This is a genomic window from Candidatus Desulfovibrio trichonymphae (genome assembly GCF_002355955.1).
In the GTDB taxonomy this organism is placed as follows: domain Bacteria; phylum Desulfobacterota; class Desulfovibrionia; order Desulfovibrionales; family Desulfovibrionaceae; genus Desulfovibrio; species Desulfovibrio trichonymphae.
Genome location: NZ_AP017368.1, coordinates 352011 through 373897 on the forward strand (window position 1 = coordinate 352011; position 21887 = coordinate 373897).

The 21887-nt window shown below is 53.0% G+C and carries 17 protein-coding genes and 1 pseudogene; 12 read left to right on the forward strand and 6 right to left on the reverse strand.

The genetic code is table 11. The features are described 5' to 3' along the window. Positions 1-185: 185 nt before the first annotated feature. Positions 186-1226: a GAF domain-containing protein gene (locus tag RSDT_RS01730; protein WP_096399315.1), complete on the forward strand. Its 1041-nt coding sequence runs from the start codon at positions 186-188 to the stop codon at positions 1224-1226. A gap of 2 nt (positions 1227-1228) precedes the next feature. Next, positions 1229-2254 carry a rod shape-determining protein gene (mreB, locus tag RSDT_RS01735; RefSeq protein WP_096399316.1) on the forward strand — a complete coding sequence of 342 codons (1026 nt, stop codon included), beginning with the start codon at positions 1229-1231 and terminating at the stop codon, positions 2252-2254. A gap of 77 nt (positions 2255-2331) precedes the next feature. Here the strand turns inward: mreB and RSDT_RS01740 are convergent, their stop codons facing one another. After that, positions 2332-2850 (reverse strand): NUDIX hydrolase, encoded by a 519-nt coding sequence (locus RSDT_RS01740; protein WP_096399317.1) that lies wholly within the window; start codon positions 2848-2850, stop codon positions 2332-2334. Here RSDT_RS01740 and rimI point away from each other — a divergent pair. The 4 genes from rimI (at position 2849) to RSDT_RS01760 (ending at position 5466) form a co-directional block, all read left to right on the forward strand. After that, positions 2849-3310: a ribosomal protein S18-alanine N-acetyltransferase gene (gene rimI / locus RSDT_RS01745; RefSeq protein WP_231941879.1), complete on the forward strand. Its 462-nt coding sequence runs from the start codon at positions 2849-2851 to the stop codon at positions 3308-3310. The genes RSDT_RS01740 and rimI overlap by 2 nt on opposite strands. Positions 3311-3332: 22 nt before the next feature. Beyond that, a complete protein-coding gene (gene tpiA, locus RSDT_RS01750) occupies positions 3333-4091 on the forward strand; it encodes a triose-phosphate isomerase (protein ID WP_096399319.1) in 759 nt (252 codons plus the stop codon). 80 nt (positions 4092-4171) lie between these two features. After that, on the forward strand, positions 4172-4537 hold the full coding sequence (gene secG, locus RSDT_RS01755) for a preprotein translocase subunit SecG (RefSeq protein WP_096400385.1): 366 nt from the start codon (positions 4172-4174) through the stop codon (positions 4535-4537). Between the two features lie 149 nt (positions 4538-4686). Continuing rightward, entirely contained in the window at positions 4687-5466 is a 780-nt protein-coding gene (locus tag RSDT_RS01760; RefSeq protein ID WP_096399320.1) for a Smr/MutS family protein, read from the forward strand. Between the two features lie 39 nt (positions 5467-5505). Here RSDT_RS01760 and RSDT_RS01765 read toward each other — a convergent pair whose 3' ends face one another. From RSDT_RS01765 to RSDT_RS01780, 4 genes are all read right to left on the reverse strand, one after another. Beyond that, positions 5506-5874 (reverse strand): DnaJ family domain-containing protein, encoded by a 369-nt coding sequence (locus tag RSDT_RS01765; RefSeq protein ID WP_408606708.1) that lies wholly within the window; start codon positions 5872-5874, stop codon positions 5506-5508. Next, the gene (gene mutS / locus RSDT_RS01770) at positions 5855-8596 is read right to left on the reverse strand and encodes a DNA mismatch repair protein MutS (protein ID WP_096399321.1); all 2742 of its coding nucleotides are present in this window, start codon (positions 8594-8596) and stop codon (positions 5855-5857) included. The genes RSDT_RS01765 and mutS overlap by 20 nt, the downstream gene beginning before the upstream one ends. A 111-nt stretch (positions 8597-8707) precedes the next feature. Then, on the reverse strand, positions 8708-9130 hold the full coding sequence (locus RSDT_RS01775; protein WP_231941880.1) for a LapA family protein: 423 nt from the start codon (positions 9128-9130) through the stop codon (positions 8708-8710). Between the two features lie 77 nt (positions 9131-9207). Beyond that, positions 9208-9726 (reverse strand): HIT family protein, encoded by a 519-nt coding sequence (locus RSDT_RS01780; RefSeq protein ID WP_096400389.1) that lies wholly within the window; start codon positions 9724-9726, stop codon positions 9208-9210. 248 nt (positions 9727-9974) lie between these two features. Between RSDT_RS01780 and RSDT_RS07125 the strand changes: the two genes are divergently transcribed. The 6 genes and pseudogenes from RSDT_RS07125 (at position 9975) to RSDT_RS01815 (ending at position 17485) form a co-directional block, all read left to right on the forward strand. Then, positions 9975-10373, forward strand: coding sequence for a type II toxin-antitoxin system RelB/DinJ family antitoxin (locus RSDT_RS07125; protein ID WP_197702121.1), 399 nt, complete (start codon positions 9975-9977; stop codon positions 10371-10373). Between the two features lie 99 nt (positions 10374-10472). Continuing rightward, positions 10473-10643 (forward strand): annotated as a pseudogene (locus RSDT_RS07325) (type II toxin-antitoxin system mRNA interferase toxin, RelE/StbE family); the annotation flags it as partial. 397 nt (positions 10644-11040) lie between these two features. After that, positions 11041-12144, forward strand: a complete 1104-nt coding sequence (locus tag RSDT_RS01800) for an efflux RND transporter periplasmic adaptor subunit (protein WP_096400393.1) — start codon at positions 11041-11043, stop codon at positions 12142-12144. Positions 12145-12150: 6 nt separating this feature from the next. Further along, on the forward strand, positions 12151-15357 hold the full coding sequence (locus RSDT_RS01805) for an efflux RND transporter permease subunit (RefSeq protein WP_096399324.1): 3207 nt from the start codon (positions 12151-12153) through the stop codon (positions 15355-15357). Further along, complete coding sequence (locus RSDT_RS01810) at positions 15354-16856, forward strand: efflux transporter outer membrane subunit (RefSeq protein ID WP_096399325.1); 1503 nt, start codon at positions 15354-15356, stop codon at positions 16854-16856. The genes RSDT_RS01805 and RSDT_RS01810 overlap by 4 nt, the downstream gene beginning before the upstream one ends. Further along, the gene (locus RSDT_RS01815) at positions 16853-17485 is read left to right on the forward strand and encodes a hypothetical protein (protein WP_096399326.1); all 633 of its coding nucleotides are present in this window, start codon (positions 16853-16855) and stop codon (positions 17483-17485) included. Before RSDT_RS01810 ends, RSDT_RS01815 begins: the two co-directional genes overlap by 4 nt. Positions 17486-17667: 182 nt before the next feature. Here the strand turns inward: RSDT_RS01815 and rpoC are convergent, their stop codons facing one another. Beyond that, positions 17668-21882, reverse strand: a complete 4215-nt coding sequence (gene rpoC, locus RSDT_RS01820; protein WP_096399327.1) for a DNA-directed RNA polymerase subunit beta' — start codon at positions 21880-21882, stop codon at positions 17668-17670. Positions 21883-21887 lie beyond the last annotated feature (5 nt).

Genomic DNA, 21887 nt, shown 5'->3' on the forward strand with positions numbered 1-21887 from the left:
CGGCAGGTCCCTTTCATCTTAGGGGGCAGTTTACAAGAAAAGAGCGCTGTTCGCAATGATTGCAAATTGATTGTACCACAGCCCACAAAAGCAGTTGCGACCAGAGAGACGCTTTGCTACAACAAGCAGGCGCGGACGATCCTGTTTCAAGCCGCAACGGCTTATTACTTTAAACACAACACGCCATGACAGCAAATTCTCTAGAGAAACATATTCTGGGCATCCTTTGCAGCGTCTTTGACGCTTATTCGGCTGTGCTTTTCCAACCTGACGATCATGGCGAAGCCCATCATCTGGCCGCTTTCTTCAGCCTTGGGGATAAAATTGCACCGGCGGCTTCCATTTTGCCGGGAAAAGGTCTTGTCGGCTGGATAATTCGCAACCGCCAGCCGCTGCTGGTTCCTAATTTTGATCAGCGACAAAGCAATCTGGGTTACTACACGGATGGTGAAGAAGTCGGCATTAAAGCCTTTATGGGGTGTCAGGTGCCCGCAGGCGGCGCGTTGTGCGTGGACAGCAAGCGGCAATACTCTTTTTCCGACAAGGATCACAAAATATTACAACTTTTCGCTGAGTTGGTTTCATGTCAGAAAAGTTCCGGGAGCCGTCAGGATACTGCCGCTGACATTCCCCGCTATTTTGCAGAGCTGGGGATTATCCAGGATTTGCGTTTTCGTTACAAACACTGGCCGCAATTCCTGCGGAACTATTTGCGCACCATGACGGAGGCTACCGGGTTTGAGTACAGCGCGTTTGCTTCAGTGGACGTTCCCGGAGAAACCTATCGCGTGGAATGTGAATCAGCTCCTTTGTTGCTTTCCGGGGGAAAACAGCTTGTTTTGCCTATGGGCAGCGGCATTGCAGGATGGGTTTTTCGTAATGAGCAACCTGTTGTCGCAGAGGGGGCGCATGGTGCTCCGACATCAATGCTGTTTGGAAAACTGCCTGAAACTGTTCCTGATTTTCAGGCAGTAATCTGCATGCCGATGATGGTCAACAAATCAACCCGTGGCGTATTATGTCTGGCGCATACAGGCGAACTGCCCGTTGACGAAGCCATGCGCAGCTTTGTGCGCCAGTCTGTTGATCATCTGGCGCTTTTCTTGGAAAATCTTTATCTTAAAAACAGGTTGCGATCAATATTGCCAAAAGCCAAGGTACACAGCGAAGGTTCACATGTGTATGATCCCGACAATGCGCCTGAACCACGGCATGAAGAATCTTGACAATGTTTTTTCAGCGTTTTCTTCGTTTTTTTTCTCAGGATATCGCCATGGATCTGGGAACGGCCAACACGTTGCTGTATATCAGAACACACGGCATCGTGATCAATGAACCATCAGTGGTCGCCATTGATCTGCAGAAAAAGGCCGTTATTGCCGTCGGTGCCGGTGCCAAGCAATTTCTGGGGCGTACGCCGCAAGGCATCAGGGCTGTTCGCCCCATGAAGGACGGCGTTATCGCCGATTTTGACGTGACGCATGCAATGATAGCCTATTTTGTGAGAAAGGCGATTACCGGACTGTGTCTTGTCAAGCCGTCCATGGTGATCTGTGTTCCCACCGGCATTACCCAGGTGGAAAAAAAGGCCGTCATTGATTCTGCCTTACTGGCGGGCGCAGCGAGCATATCACTGGTCGAAGAGCCGATGGCAGCGGCTATTGGCGCGGATCTTCCCATACATGAACCGCTCGGCAACATGGTGCTGGACATCGGCGGTGGGACAAGCGAGGTCGCGGTCATAACCATGGCGGGCACTGCCGCCGCACAGTCAGTGCGCGTGGCCGGGGACGTCATGAACATGGCTGTTCAGCGTTTTATGCGGGATGTATTTCGTATGGATCTCGGGGACAATACCGCGGAGAATGTGAAAATAATTCTGGGTTCCGCCGTGCCCCAGCCCAACGCGTCTGCGTTGGAGGTGTCCGGCAAAGATCTGATTCAGGGAACGCCGAAGGTTGTTACCGTCACTGAAGGGCATATTCGTGAGGCATTGCGTGAACCCGTTCAGGCTATTTTAAATGTGGTCTTGCGAACACTGGAAAAAACGCCGCCTGAACTGTCTGCGGATATTTACCGTAACGGCATGCTGATGGCCGGCGGCGGCTCCCTGCTGAAAGGGCTGGATCAGTTTATCGCGCGTGAAACACATTTGAAAGTCTTTGTGGATAAAAATCCGCTGACAACTGTTCTGCGGGGCACGGCCCGCGCTATGCTCGACAGAAAAACATATAATTCTGTTTTTATAAACTGACATGCTGTGATAACGCGCGCAGTGCGGAGCTTTTGGCGACTGTTGTTTTTTGAACAAAAATTACGAGCAATGCCTGCTCAGAATGGTCGAATATAGCCGTTTTGTATGATTATGCGCATGTAAGGCGTGAGCATGTCCTTAAAATGCGTGTTCATGCCTTTAAGTTCATCATAATCCAGCAAGAGATGGTGTTCTGTACTGACTGCCAGTTCCGCAGCCGTCACCGCAGACAGCCGGGCTTCAAAAAACGTCGTGAACGATTGTCGGTTTTCCATACAAGGAGGGAAAATGCCGATTGGAACAATCCGTGAGGAACGCAGGTTCCAGTTGTCGTGGAGGGTGGTCGTTGCGCGGGTTTCAGCGGATTGCCCGGCCGGCACATGGGAAAAGGATGAAAAACTCCATCCCGACTGCGGCTGGAGTGTCAGCAAGACACGCCCGCAGGCGTCACGAAGCAGCAGGGCGACAGTGCGGTGCGGCAGGCGCTGGTGCAGCACATTTTTATAGTCCATAATACCTATCGGCATGTTGCGACTGTCAACAATTTCAACACGGCGTTGCGTCTGCCTTAATCCCGGGTAGAGTTTTGTTGTCATGAAGCCTGTAGTATCTCCTGTGCATTTTCAGCGTATTACCCCACAATATGCCGAGGCTATGCAGGACCTGGAGCGCCGTTGCTTTTCTACGCCGTGGTCAGAGGAGCAATGTCGGTCAGCCTTTACGCAACCGGCTTTTGTAGCATTTGGTCTTATGCGGGGTATGAATCTTATTGCCTATATTTCAGTATATCATACTGCGAATGAACTGGAAATACTCAATCTTGGCGTCGTGTCGGAAGAGCGCAGGCGTGGTTTCGGGCGCTGTCTTCTTGAGATGGCCTTGCGGGTCGCAGGTAAAATGGGTATAGAAAAAGCGCAACTTGAAGTTCGCGAGAGCAATCATGTCGCTATTTGTCTTTATCAAAGCTGCGGCTTCAGCAAGGTTGGCATCCGTTCACACTATTATTCAGATTTCGGAGAAGATGCGCTGATATACGCTTGTTATGTCTGCTCCTGATCCGGGTCGCCTGGGATTATCCATGCAAAAAATTATTGCTGCAAACTGGAAAATGTATAAAACCCGCGCCGCCGCGGAACGGACGGCCTTGGATTTTGCACAGGCTCTGGCCGGCGACGACGTGCTTTCTGACCGTCAGCTTCTGGTTTTCCCCTCATACACAAACATATCGACTGTGGCAGCGGTCTTGGGCAAATACAGCCATGTCGCTGTGGGCGCACAGAATTTTTATCCGGCGAAAGAGGGTGCCTTCACCGGCGAGGTTTCAGCAGATATGTTGCGTGATGCCGGCGCAAGCTGGGTTTTGACAGGTCACTCGGAGCGGCGTCATCTGCTTGGTGAGGATGATGATTCAGTGGCGCGTAAAACAGCTTTTGCCCTGACCCAAGGCCTTAATGTCATGCTCTGCGTTGGAGAAACACTGTCTGAACGCGCGGCCGGTGAATTGACGGACGTGCTTTCCCGCCAGATTGCTTCCGCTTTTGTTGATTTGTCTCGGGATACTTTGTTTGGCAGACTGGCTATCGTCTATGAACCGGTTTGGGCAATCGGAACCGGCAACGTGGCGGGACAGGTCGAGATTTTTGAGGCACACGCGGCAACGCGTTCTCTTGTTATGCGGATGGTCGGCGAAAAGGGGAGGGATATCCCTATCCTTTACGGCGGGAGCGTCAGGCCGGACAATGCGGCAACGCTTGTCAGACTTGACAATGTAGATGGTCTTCTGGTAGGTGGAGCCTCTTTAGAGGCGCAAAGTTTCATGCAAATTGTCAAAGCCTGATATTTGCCATGAACGCGGAACCGGCGTTCATTTTTTTTTGCGCCATCCGTGCAGATACGGTTGGTGAGGAGGAGGACATAGTGCAGACCCTTATCTTGACGCTGCATATCATTGTGTGCGTGTTTCTTGTTATTCTTATCCTGTTGCAGGCAGGAAAAGAAGGCATGGGCGTTATTTTCGGCGGCGGCAACACGTCCGTTTTCGGCAGTTCCGGCGCCGGCGGCATTCTGACCAGGTTGACGACATTGATGGCTGTTATTTTTGTGATGACTTCCTTAAGTTATACTTATGTGACCAGTTCGCGTCCGCAGCATGATTCTGCCGTGTTAAATGTTACTATTGAAGAACCGGCAGCGCCGCCGGCAACAGCGCGGGATCCAAAGAATGTGATTACGCCTCTACAAAATCCGGCAGTTGCTCCAGAGGCGCAGCCGTCATCGCAGTAACCAGGCCAGGACAAAAACGGCGCTTCGATCAGGGCGCAATAATAAATATTGCATTAACAGAATCAGTTGACCCTGCGGAATGCGTATTGACATCAGGGTGCCTGCTGAAAAGGCCGCTCAGGATTTTTCAGCATTGACGGACGAGAGACATGTCCGGTTGTGCAGTTATGACTGACGACAATTTTCTTACGGCAAATCCGTTTCGCATGCTGGACGTCAGCCGTTTCCCCGATAGAACCGCCGACAGCGCCCCAGCAAAGTGCGTGACAAGGCGGAGGAGGGCAAGCGGCGCATTCAGCCGGGCAGTGCGGCTGCAGGACGCCAACGGACAGGATAGTCAGGCCTTCTCCAGGTCGGACGACGACACGGGTATTTTTTTAGAGGCTATGGGGCTGGTGCGCCCTTTGCCGTCGCGCGGACGCGAAGTTGCCTTGAAACAGCCACAAGACGTCACTGCAGTTCCCTTTGAGTCAGGCATGCAGACTGTCATGGACGGCAATTTTGAATTTGCGCTGTCCACGACGGGCGAATATCTGGAAGGTCATGTTGTCGGCTTTGATCAGTTGATTATGAACAGGTTGCGAGCCGGAGCGTTGAGGCCTGAAACGCATCTTGATTTGCACGGACTTAATGTGGCGCAGGCGTTTGAGTCGTTGCGCGGTTTTATGCGTAACTGCTGGTACAACGGCATGCGCACCGTGCTGGTGGTGCCGGGGCGGGGCCGCAATTCGCCGAACGGTATGGGCGTGTTGCGTGATAAATTGCAAGGCTGGCTGACGCAGGAGCCTTTCAAACGTGTGGTGCTGGCTTTTTGCACTGCACGGTCGCATGACGGCGGACCGGGCAGCATTTATGTGCTTTTGCGCAAATATCGTAAAAAAGGCCGTGTGCGCTGGGAAAAAATGTCGGCTGACGCTGACCTGTACTGACAGACTGTTTGCCCTGAAAAAGTCAGCGACGGTGCGCGGTTAATTTTTTTTCAGGCTGTTGAGACGCTCCAGCAGCCGTGGATAATACATATCTTCCTGTTCTATCAGGATATGGCGCTGATACCGCGTTTGCGCTTTGAGAGTCATAAAACGAAGTTTCTGCATCTGGTGTACACGCTCCTGTTCGTCTTCGCACTGATCCAGCATTTCTGTCAATCGGCTTATTTCTTTGCCTTCCTTCTGCTCAGGCGGCAGACAAGCTGCGTTGCGCAGGATTTTATAGGCCATGCGCAATTCTTCCGGAATATGACTCATATCCTCCAGTTCCAGCGGCCGGCCTCTGCCGGGAAGATTGTCCATTTCCCCCTTCTCCAGCGCATCTTCAATTTCAGTTTTCCAAAGCAGCACTGATTTTTTGAGGCACAGCAGGTTCTGTGCCCCAGAGTTTCTTCCATTCCACAATTAGGGCAAGAGCCTCCAGCGGGCTGATGGTTTCCGGAGCAATGTCTTGCAGCAGGCGCACCAAGGGGTGTTCCGCCGCCGCCGGCGCGGGAGAGATTTCGGGCAAAGCCGTCCGGATGGAAGCATGTCGCGCCTCATGTGCCGCCAGACCGGGCAGGGATATGGAAATGGCCGCGGCAGCATTGTGCTGCCGCGTCTTGCCGCGCTCCAGAACGGTCAAAATGGCTTTGGCCCTCTGCACAACAGGCGCAGGCACGCCCGCAAGCCGGGCAACTTCAACTCCATAACTGCGGTCTGACGGGCCCGGCACGAGCTTGTGCAGGAATAAAATGTCGTTCTTGTATTCACGAATGGCGATATTCATGGTGAATACGCTTGGGAGACGCCCTTCAAGTGCGGTGAGCTCATGGTAATGTGTGGCAAAGAGTGTCCGCAGTGACGCATTTTGCCGCTTCGCCAAGTCTTCAACAACGGCCCAAGCCAAAGCGACACCGTCGTAGGTGCTTGTGCCCCGTCCGATCTCATCCAGAATAATCAGACTGCGCCGGGTAGCCTGCCGCAGGATGCGCGCGGTCTCCATCATCTCCACCATAAAGGTGCTCTGGTTCTGCGTCAGGTTGTCCGCGGCGCCGACGCGGGAAAAAAGACGATCCACCATGCCTATTTTTGCTTCGGAAGCGGGAACCATAGAACCCATCTGTGCCAGAAGGCATATAAGCGCCACCTGACGCAGTATTGTTGATTTCCCGGCCATATTCGGCCCTGTGAGCAGACAGAGCCGACGTTTTGTATCCAGAGAAAAATTGTTGGGCACAAAATTTTCACTTCCCAGTATGCTTTCTACAACAGGGTGCCGGCCTTCGCGTATGTCAAGGTTTGCGTCATCTATGAGCGCCGGGCGACACCAGTTGTTCTGGCGTCCAACATGGGCAAGGCTTTGAAAGTAATCCAACTGTGCAATAATATCCGCTAGATGTACAATGCGTTCGCGTTGTTTTGCGATATGCAGGCGCAGATCCTGAAAGAGCTTGTATTCGAGACTTTTTCTGCGTTCTGCAGCCGACAGCAACTCTTCTTCCAGTTTTTTGAGGCTGTCCGTTGTAAAGCGTTCCACGTTTGCAAGCGTTTGACGGCGAATAAAACGATCCGGCAGTGACAGGGCGCCTGCACTGCGGGATAATTCGTAATAATAGCCGAAAATACGGTTATAGCCTATTTTCAGCTTGTTGATGCCTGTTGTTTTTTGTTCTGCTTCAAGTATTTCTTGAAGTTTGTCTTCACCGTGTTCAATCAGATCAAGAATTGTATCCAGATCAGCGTGATAACCTTTTTTAAAAAGGCATCCTTCAGTAATAACCGGCGGCAGATTTTCCAGCAATGCGGCTTCCAGGAGCAGCGTGCAATCTTCCATGTTGTCCCAGTTATTGACAATATGGCGGAGCGCTTCAGGCAGAGTTTCTGTCTGCTTCCGGGTGTCGCTTTGGTCAGGGACACACGGGTGCTGCAATAGGGCATCGCATACTTTTGGCAATGCGGCCAGACTGCCGCGCAGAGCAGTAAAATCACGCGGCGTGGCACGGTCTATGCTGATTCTTGTAGATAATCGTTCAAGATCATATATATTTTTAAGTGCCTGACGCAGGGCGGCACGACAATTGTCATATGTATGCAAAAACAGTACGGCGTCCTGAATGCGCACAGCCGGCGCGATATCGCGCCACGGATGACGCAGCATGTCCTCAAGAAGACGTCCTCCCATTGGGGTTATGGTGTCATCAATGACATGCCGCAGGGTTCCCTTTCCCTTGCGGCCGTTCAGCCGGATAAAAATCTCCAGATTGGATTCCGTAACTTCATCAATAAGAAGGCGTCGGCTCAAGTTCAGCAGGGTAAAGGGCTTCAGATGATCCATAGAGCACATTTGCGTCTGTTCCAGATAAAACAGCAGTGCTCCGCAAGCACGCATCAGTTCGTCTTTGCCGTCCAGATCCAAAACACTTGCGTCTCTCACGCCCTGAATCTGCAAGACCCGCTCGGCAGCTCGTTTGAGGTCAAAATGCCCCTGCGGCATATGCAGCATACGCACACCGTCGAGCCGACAATGCCGAGATACGGAATAGCCTTGGGGGAGCAGAAGTTCGCTGGGGGCAATTTTTTGTACCCACTGCCAGAGATCAGACTGGCGATTAAATTCAACCCCGGTCCATTGTCCGGTGGAAACGTCTGTCCAGACAAAGCCGCTGTGACTGTTTGCAGCATTATCATAAAGAGCTGACAAATAGTTGTGGCTTTTAGCCTCAAGGATGGCGTCATCAAACACTGTGCCGGGAGTGATAACCCTGGTGACGGCCCGTTTCACAAGACCTTTGGCCGCCCTGGGATCTTCTGTCTGATCGCAGATGGCTACCCGGTAACCCTTGTTGATAAGATCGGCTATATAGCTTTGCGCTGATTGCCAGGGAACGCCGCACATGGGGGCGGCATGCCGCGTATTTTTGTTTCTGGTCGTCAGTGTGATTTGCAGCTCACGGGCGGCGGTAACGGCATCGTCAAAAAACATTTCATAAAAATCGCCCATGCGATAAAACAACAGAGCATCAGGGTGTTCAGCCTTGATGCTCATATACTGTTCAAGCATGGGCGTCAATTTTACGGGGTCTTCCGACATTGCGTTAATATAATAAACAGACTTGGCGCGCAGTTATGCCGCTGACGGCAATCCCGCTGTTGCTGGCAACAGGACAGCATGGCCGTGTTCCGACAGGCGGGCGTGATTGTTTCAGCCCCTATCCGGATCAGGAGCAGCCACATCGTCAGGCTGATGATCTTTTTTTATGGTGTCTGAGAACTTCTTATCGTCGGGTATATTTGCTTGAGTCGTGTGTAAAAAAGCATTGCGGGAGGATTCGTCCTCAAGTTTTTTCTGTAGTTTGCCCACTTCACGCTCAAGACTTGCAATGCGCCATTTGTTTTTCATCAGGCGGGCGGAAAGGTGGACTTTATCCCAGACGAGAACAGCAAAAGACAGTATTGCGCCAAGAAAAAAAGCTGCAATGACAATAAAGTAGAAAGGCAGTGGCAAAGATGTCATGGCAGGGATAAAAAATAGATTGAGGGAGAGCACCAAATCTTGAGAAAGCGTGTTCTGATTTTGAAAAAAGAAAATCAGAGCCAGAAAAACGAGAACGACAAGCAACAGCATCCTGAGGTAACGCATTGATATGCTCCTTTGATGTAAGCGGTAATGGGACTCTAACTTTTGAATATCCTTTGAAAAGGTTATTCTCTGCCGGGCATGGATGAACCTGTTGTCGCGTCTGACGACATAAAATATGGACGCAATGCCGCGTATGTTTGATTTAAATGTTCCGGCAAGGTTCGCACATCGCTCAATACGGCCATAAAAGAAGAGTCTCCGTTCCAGCGTGGCACAAGATGAAAATGCAGATGTTCGCGAATGCCGGCGCCCGCAGCCTGCCCCAGGTTGAGTCCTATATTGATGCCTTCGCAGTGAAAGTGTTCTTTAAGAATCAGCGTACAGCGCGTGAGCAGATCCATGATTTCATATGTTTCTTCCGGGGCAAGATCTGCGAGTTCCATAACATGCCTGTAGGGGCAGACCATGATATGTCCGTTATTATAGGGGAATTTGTTCATAATGACGAATGTTTGCTTGCTGCGCAGCAATACCAGACGTTCGCCGTCTTCCATGATGGAGGCCGGCAGGCAAAAAACACAGGCGTCGGGTTTCTGCCCCAGAATATACTGTATGCGCCACGGCGCCCAAAGTTGATTCATAATGTTTTCAGTATACACCGCATAGATGTGGGTATCAAGCATTGTATGGATTCTTACATAATGGTTTTTTTAGTTCATGACTAGTGGTAAAAAGGAATCCTATCGCGAGGCCATGCCCGCGCAAACAATGTGCCATTGTGCCATGTTAAAAATCTGTTGACTTTAGCTGGCCGGGCTTACGAACAAACGCTAGGGCATGTCCGGTAGCTTGCTGATCAAGTTGGATTTTAAAGATTCTTTGACGATTGGTGGCGTTTCTTGACAGAAATAGAGGAGAGAAGTCGCCACGAAAGGCAGGAGCCGCGAACAGCAAAGATGATAGTCTTGTAGATTTTAGGGCTTGCCGACTCTGGATAGGTGACGAACGTGGCAAAAATAGCGAATTTGAAATCCGCATAGATCCGGAAACTAAGTCCGGCGCGGAACGGCTTTTCTCAAGTTTCGGCATCACCGTGACAGATGCCGTTAATATTTTTCTGCGACAAGCCCTGATGGTTGGGGGGCTGCCCTTTGAGATGAAACAGCCTCGTTTCAACGCCGAGACTGAGGCGGCAATTCGGGAAACACGAGATATTGCCACAGGTAGGGTTGGGAGCAAGGGCTATGCTTCGGCACGGGAATTATTCGAGGCACTTGACGCCGAATAAGGACTACAAGCTGGCAAAAAAACGCGGCCTTGAATATGTCGTTGTTGGGAGATGTGCTTGATGTTTTGTTAACAGAACGGTCTCTATGATCGCAAGCACAAAGATCACGCACTCACAGGCGATTATAAAGGATTGCGCGAATGCCATATTCTACCTGATTGGCTTTTAATCTATTTTGTTTACTCAGTGAATCTAAATGCGACTGCACAAGAAATTCGTAACGCATTGTTTCAATTCATCTCGAATCAATCGCAAACTGCTTTTCCCTGATTAGAACTTATCCGTAAAGAACCAAAGATTTCCCAGAAGTTGATATATGCTTTTCTCCAGAGGAGACAAGCAAAGATACAGTTTGCCTTCTTCCGTTTGTACTTCCGCAATATTCAGGTGGAAACAGCCGACAGGACAAGACTTGAATTTCTTTTTCTCTGTGGCGCTTTTTTCTTTGGCAAGCCTGACCGCCCATGTCGTTCCATATCGTTGCAAGCAAGGATAGAGAAGAATGGCTTAGATTATGGAATTGCTTCTTGCTGAAGAATATAAATAATCCCCAACAGAAGTTGTGTGTACACCACCAGACATCCTTGCCTCTTTTCGTAAAATATGTTTTATTTCTTATTACGGCCTCCATGCAGGCGGGCTTTCGATGCGCGAAACGGAGCAATATATGGCCCAGAACCACTTGTTTTCCTTTGTCTTTATTCTTCTTATTTGTTGTGCCCTCGCTGCCTGCGGTGGAGACAAAAAAACCGGTCAGGGCGCCCTGCAGCATCTTGTGGCGGTGTATGACGTTGTGGCGCGCGACGAACCCTGGCCCGCCGAATATCAGGCTCAGGCCGCAGGTTCGCGCGCTGTGGAAGTGCGTGCCCGTGTGCAGGCCATTATTGAGAAACGCATGTACGAAGAAGGCGACTTCGTGAAGGAAGGCCAGCAGCTTTTTCAGCTTGAGCGCGATCAGTACGAAGCCATGATGCAGCAGGCTGAAGCCAGATATGACAGCGCCGAGCGCGAGTGGAATCGCATTCGCCCGCTGTATGCAAAAAATGCCGTTTCCCAGAAAGATCGCGACAATGCCCGGGCGGCTTTTGACAACGCGAAGGCTGAACTGCGTCAGGCCAAAATCAATCTGGATTACTGTCAGGTTGTTGCACCGGTTTCCGGCTACAGTAGCAAGGAGAACGTCACCGCCGGCAATCTTGTGAGCAACAATTCCCTGCTCACCTATGTTAACCAGATCGACCCCATGTACATTGACTTTTCCATTGCCGCGCCGGACTATATGCGCAGGCAGCAACTCGCCAAGGCCGGCCGGCTGCAGCTTCCGGCCGGCCGCCGCTATTCGGCGAAACTGCGCCTGCTGGACGGCGCACTATACGAGGGCAAGGGCGACATCACCTTTATTGACAGTCAGGTGCAGCCGGCCACGGGCGTCATCAAGGCGCGTGCCGTCTTTTCCAACACCGAAGGAAAAATTATGCCTGGGCAATATGTGCGCCTGTTTATGGAGGGCGACATACTCAAAGACGCTGTGCTCATACCGCAGAAATGCGTCATGCTGACTCAGCAGGGCGCGCAGGTGATGGCCGTGGACAAAGACAGCAAGGTTTCCCTTGTGCCTGTGACGTTAAGTGTCGCCATGGGAGACAAATATCTTGTGGATTCCGGGCTGAAAGGCGGCGAGCGCATCGTCAGCGAAGGCCTTGTCAAGGTTCGCGCCGGAGCGACGGTACGTGTGCAGAATGACGCCAATCAGGCAGCCGCACACAAATAGGTTGTCATGGCTGTTTCTTCCAAACCCAATTTTTTTTTGCGCCGGCCTGTTCTTTCGGCCGTCATCTCCATTCTGATCATCCTTGTGGGTGCGCTCGCCATGAAGGCCCTGCCCATCGCGCAGTACCCGGAACTGGTGCCGCCCAGCGTGAATATTACCGCCTTTTACCCCGGCGCTTCGGCGGAAACCATAGCCGCCACGGTGCTGGCCCCGCTGGAAGTGCAGATCAACGGCGTGGAAGGCATGCTTTACATGACCTCCACGGCATCGTCCGGCTCCGGCTCGGGATCCATCAACGTCTACTTTGCCCTGGGCACCAATCCAGACATGGCGCTCGTCAATGTGAACAACAAGGTCAATCTGGCACAGACGCTGCTGCCTGAGGAGGTGCGCCGTCAGGGCGTGAGCGTTGTCAAACGCTCCCCGGCCATTCTGCAGCTGATCACGCTTTTTTCGCCGGATGAACGCTATGACGCTGTTTTTCTGCACAATTATCTGATAAACAACGTCGCGGACGAAATCAAGCGCGTGCCCGGTGTGGGCGACTGCATGGTTTTCGGTGCTATGGACTATGCCATGCGCATCTGGCTCAAGCCGGACATGCTGGCCAAATATGGTCTGGCCGTTTCGGATGTGGCAAATGCCATCAAGGATCAGAACGCCCAGTTCGCGCCCGGTCGTCTCGGCGAAATGCCTTCGCCGGAATCCACCGAGCTCACCTGGCAGATTGACGCCAAAGGCCGTCTTGTCACTCCGGAAGAATTCGGCGAGATTGTTGTGCGCAACGGGCTGGACAGTGCCATGTTGCGCCTGAAGGACATCGCCGAAATTTCGCTCGGCGGCAAGGATTACAGCGTGCTTTCGGAATACAACGGCAAAGCCGCGCGAGGGGCGGCCGTGTATCTTCTGCCCGGCGCCAACGCCATATCCACCGGCGACAAGGTGAAGGCGAGGATGGCGGAGATAGCCAATGGCTTTCCGGAAGGCGTGGACTACACCATCGCAGTGGACACCAATGAATTTGTCTTGGAATCCATCAAGGAAGTGATCTACACCCTTGTGGAAGCCATGATTTTGGTTTTTATCGTTGTCTTTGTCTTTTTGCAGAACTGGCGGGCCACGCTCATCCCCTGCATTGCCGTTCCCGTATCCGTCATCGGCACCTTCGCGGGCCTGTACGCGTTCGGCTTCACCATCAATACGCTGACGCTCTTCGGCCTGGTTCTTGCCATCGGCATTGTGGTGGACGACGCCATTGTGGTGCTGGAAAACGTGGAGCGCATCATGCGCACAGAGCATCTGCCGCCCAGGGAGGCCACAGCCAAGGCCATGAACGAGGTCACGGCGCCGGTCATCGCCATTGTGCTCGTGCTGTGCGCGGTCTTTATTCCTGTTTCCTTCATGAGCAGTCTGGCCGGGCAGATGTACAAACAGTTCGCCATCACCATTTCCGTTTCTGTGGTACTGTCGGGCGTTGTGGCGCTCACGCTCACGCCGGCGCTCTGCGCACTGCTGCTCAAGCCGCACTCCCACGACCACACGCCCGCGGCTTTTTTTGTGCGTTTTAACTATCTCTTCACTAGCATCACCCACAGCTATGTGCGTTTGGTGCGCTTTATCAAAAATTCCGGCCTGCGCGCCATTCTGCTTTTCGGACTCATGCTTGTCGCCATTGTATGGCTTTTCAGGGTGGTGCCCGGCGGTCTGGTGCCAAACGAAGACCAGGGCTACTTACTGGGCATGGCCGTGCTCTCTGACGGCGCATCCCAGCACCGCACCCACAACATCACCAGACAAATCGCGGACTTTGTGCTGAAAGACCCTTCGGCAAAAATGATCATGACGATCGACGGCATAGATATCACATCCATCTCCACCAAGAGCAACTACGGCACGTTTTTCGTCAATATGAAGCCGTGGAACGAACGCAGAGGCACCGGCCTGTCGGTGCAGGCCATGGCGAGAAAGGTGATGAGCCAGACCATGGCTCAGCCTGAAGCCGTTGTTCTGGGCTTTACGCCGCCACCCATCAGCGGCATGAGCACCACAGGCGGTTTTGACGGCTATATTCAGATGCGCGGCGACAGCACCATTCACGACATGGAAAATATGGCTAACCGTGTCGCGCAGGAAGCTTTATCTGTTGTCGGGGATGGAACGAACGCGCGAAAAAAATACCCGGCCATCGGCAATGTGCAAAACCTCTTTTCCACGGGCGCGCCGCAGTTGTATGCCGACCTTGACCGCGAACGCTGCCGCGACATGGGAGTGAGCGTAACGGACGTGTTCACGGCCATGAGCGGCACCTTCGGCTCATTCTACGTCAATGACTTCAACTACCTCGGCAGAACGTATCAGGTGCGTTTGCAGTCTGACGCGGCCTACCGCATTTTGCCGGAATCACTCAACGACGTGTACGTGCGCAACGCAAACGGCGACATGATTCCGCTTTCCGCCCTGATGACGTTGGAACGTCGCACCGCCCCGCAGACCATGGAGCGGTACAACGTTTATCCGGCCGCGCATTTTCTGGGCAATCCCGCGGCGGGCTATTCCTCAGGTCAGGCGCTTGAGGCCATGGAACAGGCCGCCGCCGCCGTGATGACCTCTGACTACAGTCTTGGCTGGGTCGGGTCGGCCTTGCAGGAAAAGCTGGCCAGTTCGGACACCACCGTGATTTTTGTACTGGCGCTGGTGATGGTTTTTCTAATTCTGGCCGCCCAGTACGAAAGCTGGTCTTTGCCGCTGGCCGTGCTCACGGCCGTGCCCTTCGGCGTTTTCGGCGCGCTGGCCGCCACATGGCTGCGGGACATCTCAAACGACGTTTATTTCCAAGTGGCCCTTGTCACCCTGATTGGCCTTGCCGCCAAAAACGCCATTCTGATTGTGGAATTCGCCGTGGAGGCATGGCGTAGCGGCCGTTCGCTGGACACGGCGGCCATGCATGCCTCGCGGCTGCGCTTCAGGCCCATTATCATGACGTCGCTGGCTTTTATTCTCGGCTGTGTGCCGCTTGCCATAAGCACCGGCGCTGGAGCCAACAGCCGGCACGCCATCGGCACAGCCGTCATTGGCGGCATGCTGGCGGCAACGTGCATAGCCACTCTCTTTGTGCCGTATTTTTTCAAAAGCATTATGCTGCTTTCACTCAAACTCCAAGGCAAGAAAGATCCTCATGAAGGTCAGGCGACCGTTGACGAGGAGAAAATATGATCTCCACTGTAAAGAACTGCCTCGCGCTGTGCCTTGCGCTGCTGCTCGCCGCCTGCTCCCTTGCCCCGAATTATGAACGCCCCGGCCAGGATATCCCTAAGGAATGGCGCAGGGTTGATCTGGGTTCAACGCCGCTTTACACAGACTGGTGGACGCGTTTTAACGACCCCGTGCTCACGTTCATGATTGCTGAAGCCCTGAGTACCAATCTGGATCTGGCGGAATCGCTGGCAAGGATTGATTCCGCCGCGGCTCAGGCCGGCGTTGCCACGTCACAACTCTTTCCCACGGTGAGCGGTAACGCTCAGGCGCTCGCGCAAAGCGATTCGGAAAAAGGGCCCAATGCCGCCGCATTCACCCCGCAGACCGGTATGTCGCGCTCCGCCACCAATTATCAGGGATCGCTCAATGCAGCCTGGGAGCTGGATTTCTGGGGGAAATACCGTAACAGCTACACGGCCCTTACCGACGTGCTCATGAACACCGTTGTCGGGCATGAAGCCTTGCTTCTTTCTGTGGCCGGCCAGACGGCCCGAGGCTATTTTACCATGCTCGCGCTTGACATGCAGCTTGCTACGGCCCGCCGCACCCTGAAAAGCCGTGAGGACTCCTTCGGCATCTATACAAGCCGCTACAGGCAGGGTGACATCACTGAGCTTGACTGGCAGCGCGCCAGGGCAGAGGTGGAAGCAGCCCGATCCCAGATGCACGTCACCACAGTGGCGCTTGATCAGGCTGAAGCCGCGCTCGCTGTGCTGCTTGGGCGTTCCCCGCGCGACATTATGGAACGCGCCGTGGAGCGCGGCAAAACCATTCACGCGCTCCCCTCCCCGCCTGTTCTGCCGGAGGGACTCCCCTCCGCACTTTTGGAGCGCCGGCCGGACGTGCGCGCCGCGGAATATATGATTATGGCCTATAACGCCGAAATCGGCGCGGCGCGCACGCAGCTTTTCCCCTCCATTTCCCTGACCGGCGTGCTCGGCACCCTCAGCGCGGCTGTAGGGAATCTGTTCACCGGACCTGCCGGCGTGTGGAATTACGGCGTGACCGGCAGCCTGCCCCTTCTGGATTTCGGCCGCAACTGGTATACCGTGAAAGACGCGAAAGCCAGAAAAAAAGCTTCTGTCGCCGTGTACCGCAAAACCGTACAGAAGGCGTTTCAGGATATCCGCACAGCACTGACGTCACAGCGCGAAGCCGACGCCATTGTGCGCAGCATGCAGTTGCAGGTGCAAAGTCTGCGCCGGGCGGTGGAGATAGCCCGTCTGCAGTATGACAACGGCTACAGCGATTATCTGACGGTGCTGGACGCCGAACGCCAGCTCTTTGCGGCGGAAATGCAGCTTGCGACAGGACTGCGCGACCGGCTTGAGGCTGTCGTCAGCGTGTGCATGGCACTTGGCGGTGGCTGGCAAGATCCGAAGAAAAGTCCTGCCTGCCCCGTGATCAATACAGAACGCCTGCTTGACGATGTGACCGGAGGTCCACAACGGCCATGAGCCACCCACAGCCGAAGACTGTCAGCAGAACATTCCGGCTGTTCTGTTTTGTTCTGTGTCTGTTTGCCTATAGCCTGACGACAATCCTGCCGCTTTTGCCTGTGCCGGTAACGGCCGCGAGCGCGGCGCAAACACAGATAACGGCGACCGGCAAAAAAAACGGGGTGTCCGCCCCACAAAAAAATCTGCACGCACGGCCTTGGACTTTCGGCCAATCCCCTGACCGCGAAGCCGACATCTGGCGCCATGGGAAACGGACGGAGCGCATTCGCGAACATGCCGTGTCCGACGCGAAGAACGGGCCCAAAGCGGTTAATACCGCGCCCATCATTGATCGGGCACTCAAAAACACAGAAAAAAAACAGGGTGGCCTGAATGTGGGCATACGTAATGAAAGCGCGTCCTGGCGCCCTCTCCTGCCGACGGGGAACGCGCGCCCGTATGAGAACCAGACAAGAACAGGCCGCCATATTGTAGGCGCATTCGCCGACGTGAAGTCCGGCGACGATTTGAGCATACGCCTTGGACCTGAGCTGATATTGAAAGATGAACAAAGCATTGAAAAGAGCGCGAGCAATCAGCCCGACTCCGCACTCGGCATGGGCATGCAGTTCAAGCTGGATTTTTAATCGGGTCATGTCTGGCCAACTGCCAGGAAATGCCTAAAGAGCCAAGTATACCAATGAAAAACAAGTAGGCGGCATGTTCAGAAATTAGTGAGACAAAAATTCGGCACATTAAGTCGCCGGAAAGGTGTTTTCCGTAAGCCCGGGCGTGATCCTGAACAACGTGACCGACTGAGGCGGCTCTTTTAAAATTTATCTTGCTGTTTCAGTGTCTTGCCGCGTTCGTTCGATTGCCCTGCCAGATTGACGAGAACAGGGTTCTCTTCCATTTCTTCAAGAAACTTGTCCGGTCGTTCCTTTTGATCCGGCACATCTATGTCGCCGTGCACATATTCGCGATAGCCTGTGCCGGCGGGGATCAGGCGGCCGACAATAACGTTTTCCTTGAGTCCTTGCAGATAGTCCATCTTGCTTTTCAGAGAGGCTTCTGTGAGCACCTTGGTGGTTTCCTGAAAAGATGCCGCTGAAATAAAAGACGAAGTCGTCAAAGAAGCCTGTGTAATGCCAAGCACCAACGGCTTCGCCGTAGCCGGCAGCCCACCTTCAGCAACGGCCCTCTGATTTTCCGCCTTAAAATCGTTTTTATCCACCTGCTCTCCAACAAGGAAGGATGTGCCGCAGGAATCAAGGATAGTTACCTTTTTAAGCATCTGCCGCACAATAACCTCAATGTGCTTGTCGTTGATGTCCACACCCTGGAAACGGTAGACTTCCTGAATTTCATCCACAAGATAACGCGCAAGATATTTTTCGCCGCAGGTGTGCAAAATGTCGTGCAGTTCCGGATAGCCTTCGGTGAGCGGGTCGCCCGCTTCAACAAAATCGCCATCCGCAGCAGTTATATGTTTGCCCTTGGGAACCAGATATTCTCTGGCATCACCTATTTCAGGGGTAACAATCAGCTTGCGCTTACCCTTGGATTCTCCGGCATAGGCGACGGTGCCGGCAATTTCTGAAACTTCGGCCTTGTCTTTGGGTTTGCGCACTTCAAAAAGTTCCGCCACCCGCGGCAGGCCGCCGACTATGTCCTTGGTTTTGGATGTTTCACGTGGCTTGCGGGCTATAATATCGCCGGCCTGAATGCTTTCACCGTCTTTCACCATGAGAATGGAGCCGACAGGCAGAGAATAAACAGCCTTTGCCATGCCCTGTTCGCGTTTTTTGACATCACCGCTTGCGTCACAGATGGAAATGGACGGACGAAAGTTTGTGGTGCGGTATTCCATAATGGTCAGCGAAGCCTGCCGCGTGACTTCATCCACTTTTTCCTGCACAGTTTTGCCGTCAATGATGTCAGAGAAGCGGACAAGGCCGTCCTCTTCCGCAACAAAAGGTTCATTGAAAGGATCCCATTCCGCCAACACCGCGCCCTTTGCCACATCCTGGCCATGGGCCACCATAAGACGCGCGCCGTTGGGCAGAATATATTTTGCACGTTCTCGTCCCTGCGGATCAACAATAGTCATCTGACCGCTCTTGCCGAGCACAAGGTGAGAGCTGCCGCGGTTGGTTACTTCCCTGACGCGGTTCAAAATCACCCGGCCCGCTTCAAGTGCTTCAAACCTGTTTTTTTCGATAGTGCTTGACGCGGTGCCGCCGATATGAAAAGTGCGCATGGTCAGCTGCGTTCCAGGTTCACCGATGGATTGGGCGGCGATAATGCCCACTGTTTCACCGATATTGACGAGATGGCCCCGGGCCAGATCCCGTCCATAACAGAGGGCGCAAATGCCGCGCTCCGCCTGACATGTCAGGGGAGAACGCATTGTAATGGAGAAAATGCCTTTGTCGTTTAAAAGCGTGGCCTCATTTTCCGTAATCAGGGTGTTTTCTGCAATGAGAACGTGTTCTGGATCGTCGGGATCCTGGACAGGGTAGAGGAGCACGCGACCGATGGCGCGTTCGGCAAGGGGGGGGTTCACATCGCCGCCTTCCTTCAAATGCGTCAGCTCAATGCCGTCCACTGTGCCGCAGTTGTGCTCAGAGACGATCACATCCTGAACGACATCCACAAGGCGGCGGGTCAAATAGCCGGAGTTTGCCGTTTTCAGGGCGGTATCGGCAAGACCCTTGCGCGCGCCGTGCGTGGACGTGAAATATTGCAGCACGGAAAGCCCTTCACGGAAGGAGGATGTGATGGGCGTTTCAATAATTTCTCCGGATGGCTTTGCCATCAGCCCGCGCATGCCGGCAAGTTGGCGCATTTGATCCTGATTGCCGCGCGCGCCTGAATTTGACATCATGAAGATGGGATTAAAGCTCTGGTGTGTTTCTGTTCTGCCGGTCTTTGGGTCAGTCAGCACATCATATGAAATTTCTTCGGTCATTTCCGTGGAAACGTCTTGCGTGGTTTTTGTCCATACATCCACAACCTTGTTGTATTTTTCCGTACGGGTAATGATGCCGTCGCGGTATTGACGTTCAATATCGTCCACTTCAGACTGAGACGCTGCCAGAATATCTTTTTTCTTTTTTGGAATGATCAGATCTTTGACGCCGATTGTCACGCCGGCGCGCGTAGCGAATTCATAACCCATGTCTTTTAGCCTGTCACAGAGAATGACGGTGGATTTGATGCCGCACTGCCGGTAAGCGGCGCCAACAAGTTTGGCGATGTTTTTTTTTGTCAGCACGCGGTTGACAAGGTCAAAGGCGAGATTATCGGGCAAAATGCTGCTGACCAGCACGCGGCCGGGCGTGGTATGACACAGCGTTCCGTTTTGCATGCGCACCTGAACGCGCGCGTGCAGAGAAACCGCGCCGGCGTCGTAAGCCGCTTCAACTTCCCACGGAGCGCAAAAAGTCATGCCTTCACCGTGTTCAAAGCCACGTTCAACAGTCATATAGTAAAGGCCGAGCACAATATCCTGTGAGGGTACAATAACCGGCCCACCGTTTGCTGGTGAAAGAATGTTGTTGGTGCTCATCATCAAAACGCGGCATTCTATCTGCGCTTCAACAGAAAGGGGAATGTGCGCCGCCATCTGGTCACCGTCAAAGTCCGCATTATATGCGGAACAGACAAGCGGGTGAAGGCGAATGGCCTTGCCTTCCACAAGCAGGGGTTCAAAGGCCTGTATGCCCAGACGGTGTAGCGTGGGAGCGCGGTTGAGCAGAATGGGGTACTCACGCACCACTTCAGAGAGAATGTCCCAGACAACCAACTCTTCGCGCTCGAGCATTTTTTTTGCGCTTTTAATGGTGGAGGCATGTCCGCGCTTTTCAAGTTCAGAATAAATAAAAGGCTTGAAAAGCTCCAAAGCCATTTTTTTGGGCAGGCCGCACTGATGGAGCTTGAGATACGGTCCAACCGTAATAACTGAACGACCGGAATAGTCGACGCGCTTGCCCAAGAGGTTTTGGCGAAAACGCCCCTGCTTGCCCTTAATCATATCGGAGAGGGACTTGAGCGGCCGACCGTTAGTGCCGGTTATGGCCCTGCCGCGTCTGCCGTTGTCAAAAAGCGCGTCAACGGCCTCCTGAAGCATGCGTTTCTCATTGCGTATGATAATTTCGGGAGCGCCCAGTTCCATGAGGCGTTTCAAACGGTTGTTGCGGTTAATGACGCGGCGGTAGAGATCGTTAAGATCGGACGTCGCGAACCGGCCGCCATCAAGAGGAACCAAGGGGCGCAATTCCGGCGGGATGACAGGAATGACTTCCATGATCATCCATTCGGGCTTGTTCTGTGATTCAAGAAAAGCCTCAACTATTTTAAGCCGTTTTGTAAGCTTCTTTTTTTTGGTTTGACTTTTTGTTGTTTCGCTTTCCGTCCGCAGTTCAGTTCTGAGTTTTTTCATGTCCATTTCTTCAAGCAGGCCGCGCACAGCTTCAGCGCCCATGCCTACCGCAAGAATATCGTCCCGGCCGTAGTGATCAATAATCTGGAGGTATTGTTCTTCTGAAACAACCTGACATTTTTGCAGATTGGTCTGCCCCGGATCCAGCACAATATATGAATCAAAATACAAAACTTTTTCCAAATCGGCCATGGTCATGTCGAGCAGGGTGGCGATTTTGGAAGGCAGTGTTTTTAAAAACCATATATGGGCAACAGGCGTCGCAAGTTCAATGTGCCCCATGCGCTCCCTGCGCACTTTGGAAGCAATAACTTCCACACCGCATTTTTCGCACACAATGCCGCGATGCTTCATCCGCTTGTATTTGCCGCAATTGCACTCATAATCTTTGACCGGTCCAAAGATTTTTGCGCAGAAAAGGCCGTCGCGTTCAGGTTTGAATGTGCGGTAATTGATGGTTTCCGGTTTTTTGATCTCGCCGTAAGACCATGCGCGAATGACCTCCGGCGATGCGATGGAAATTTGTATCGCCTTGAGGTTACGTACGTTGGTTATACTGGCAGACGTGTCGCGCGTAATGAAAAGATCGTCCAGACTCATATTAT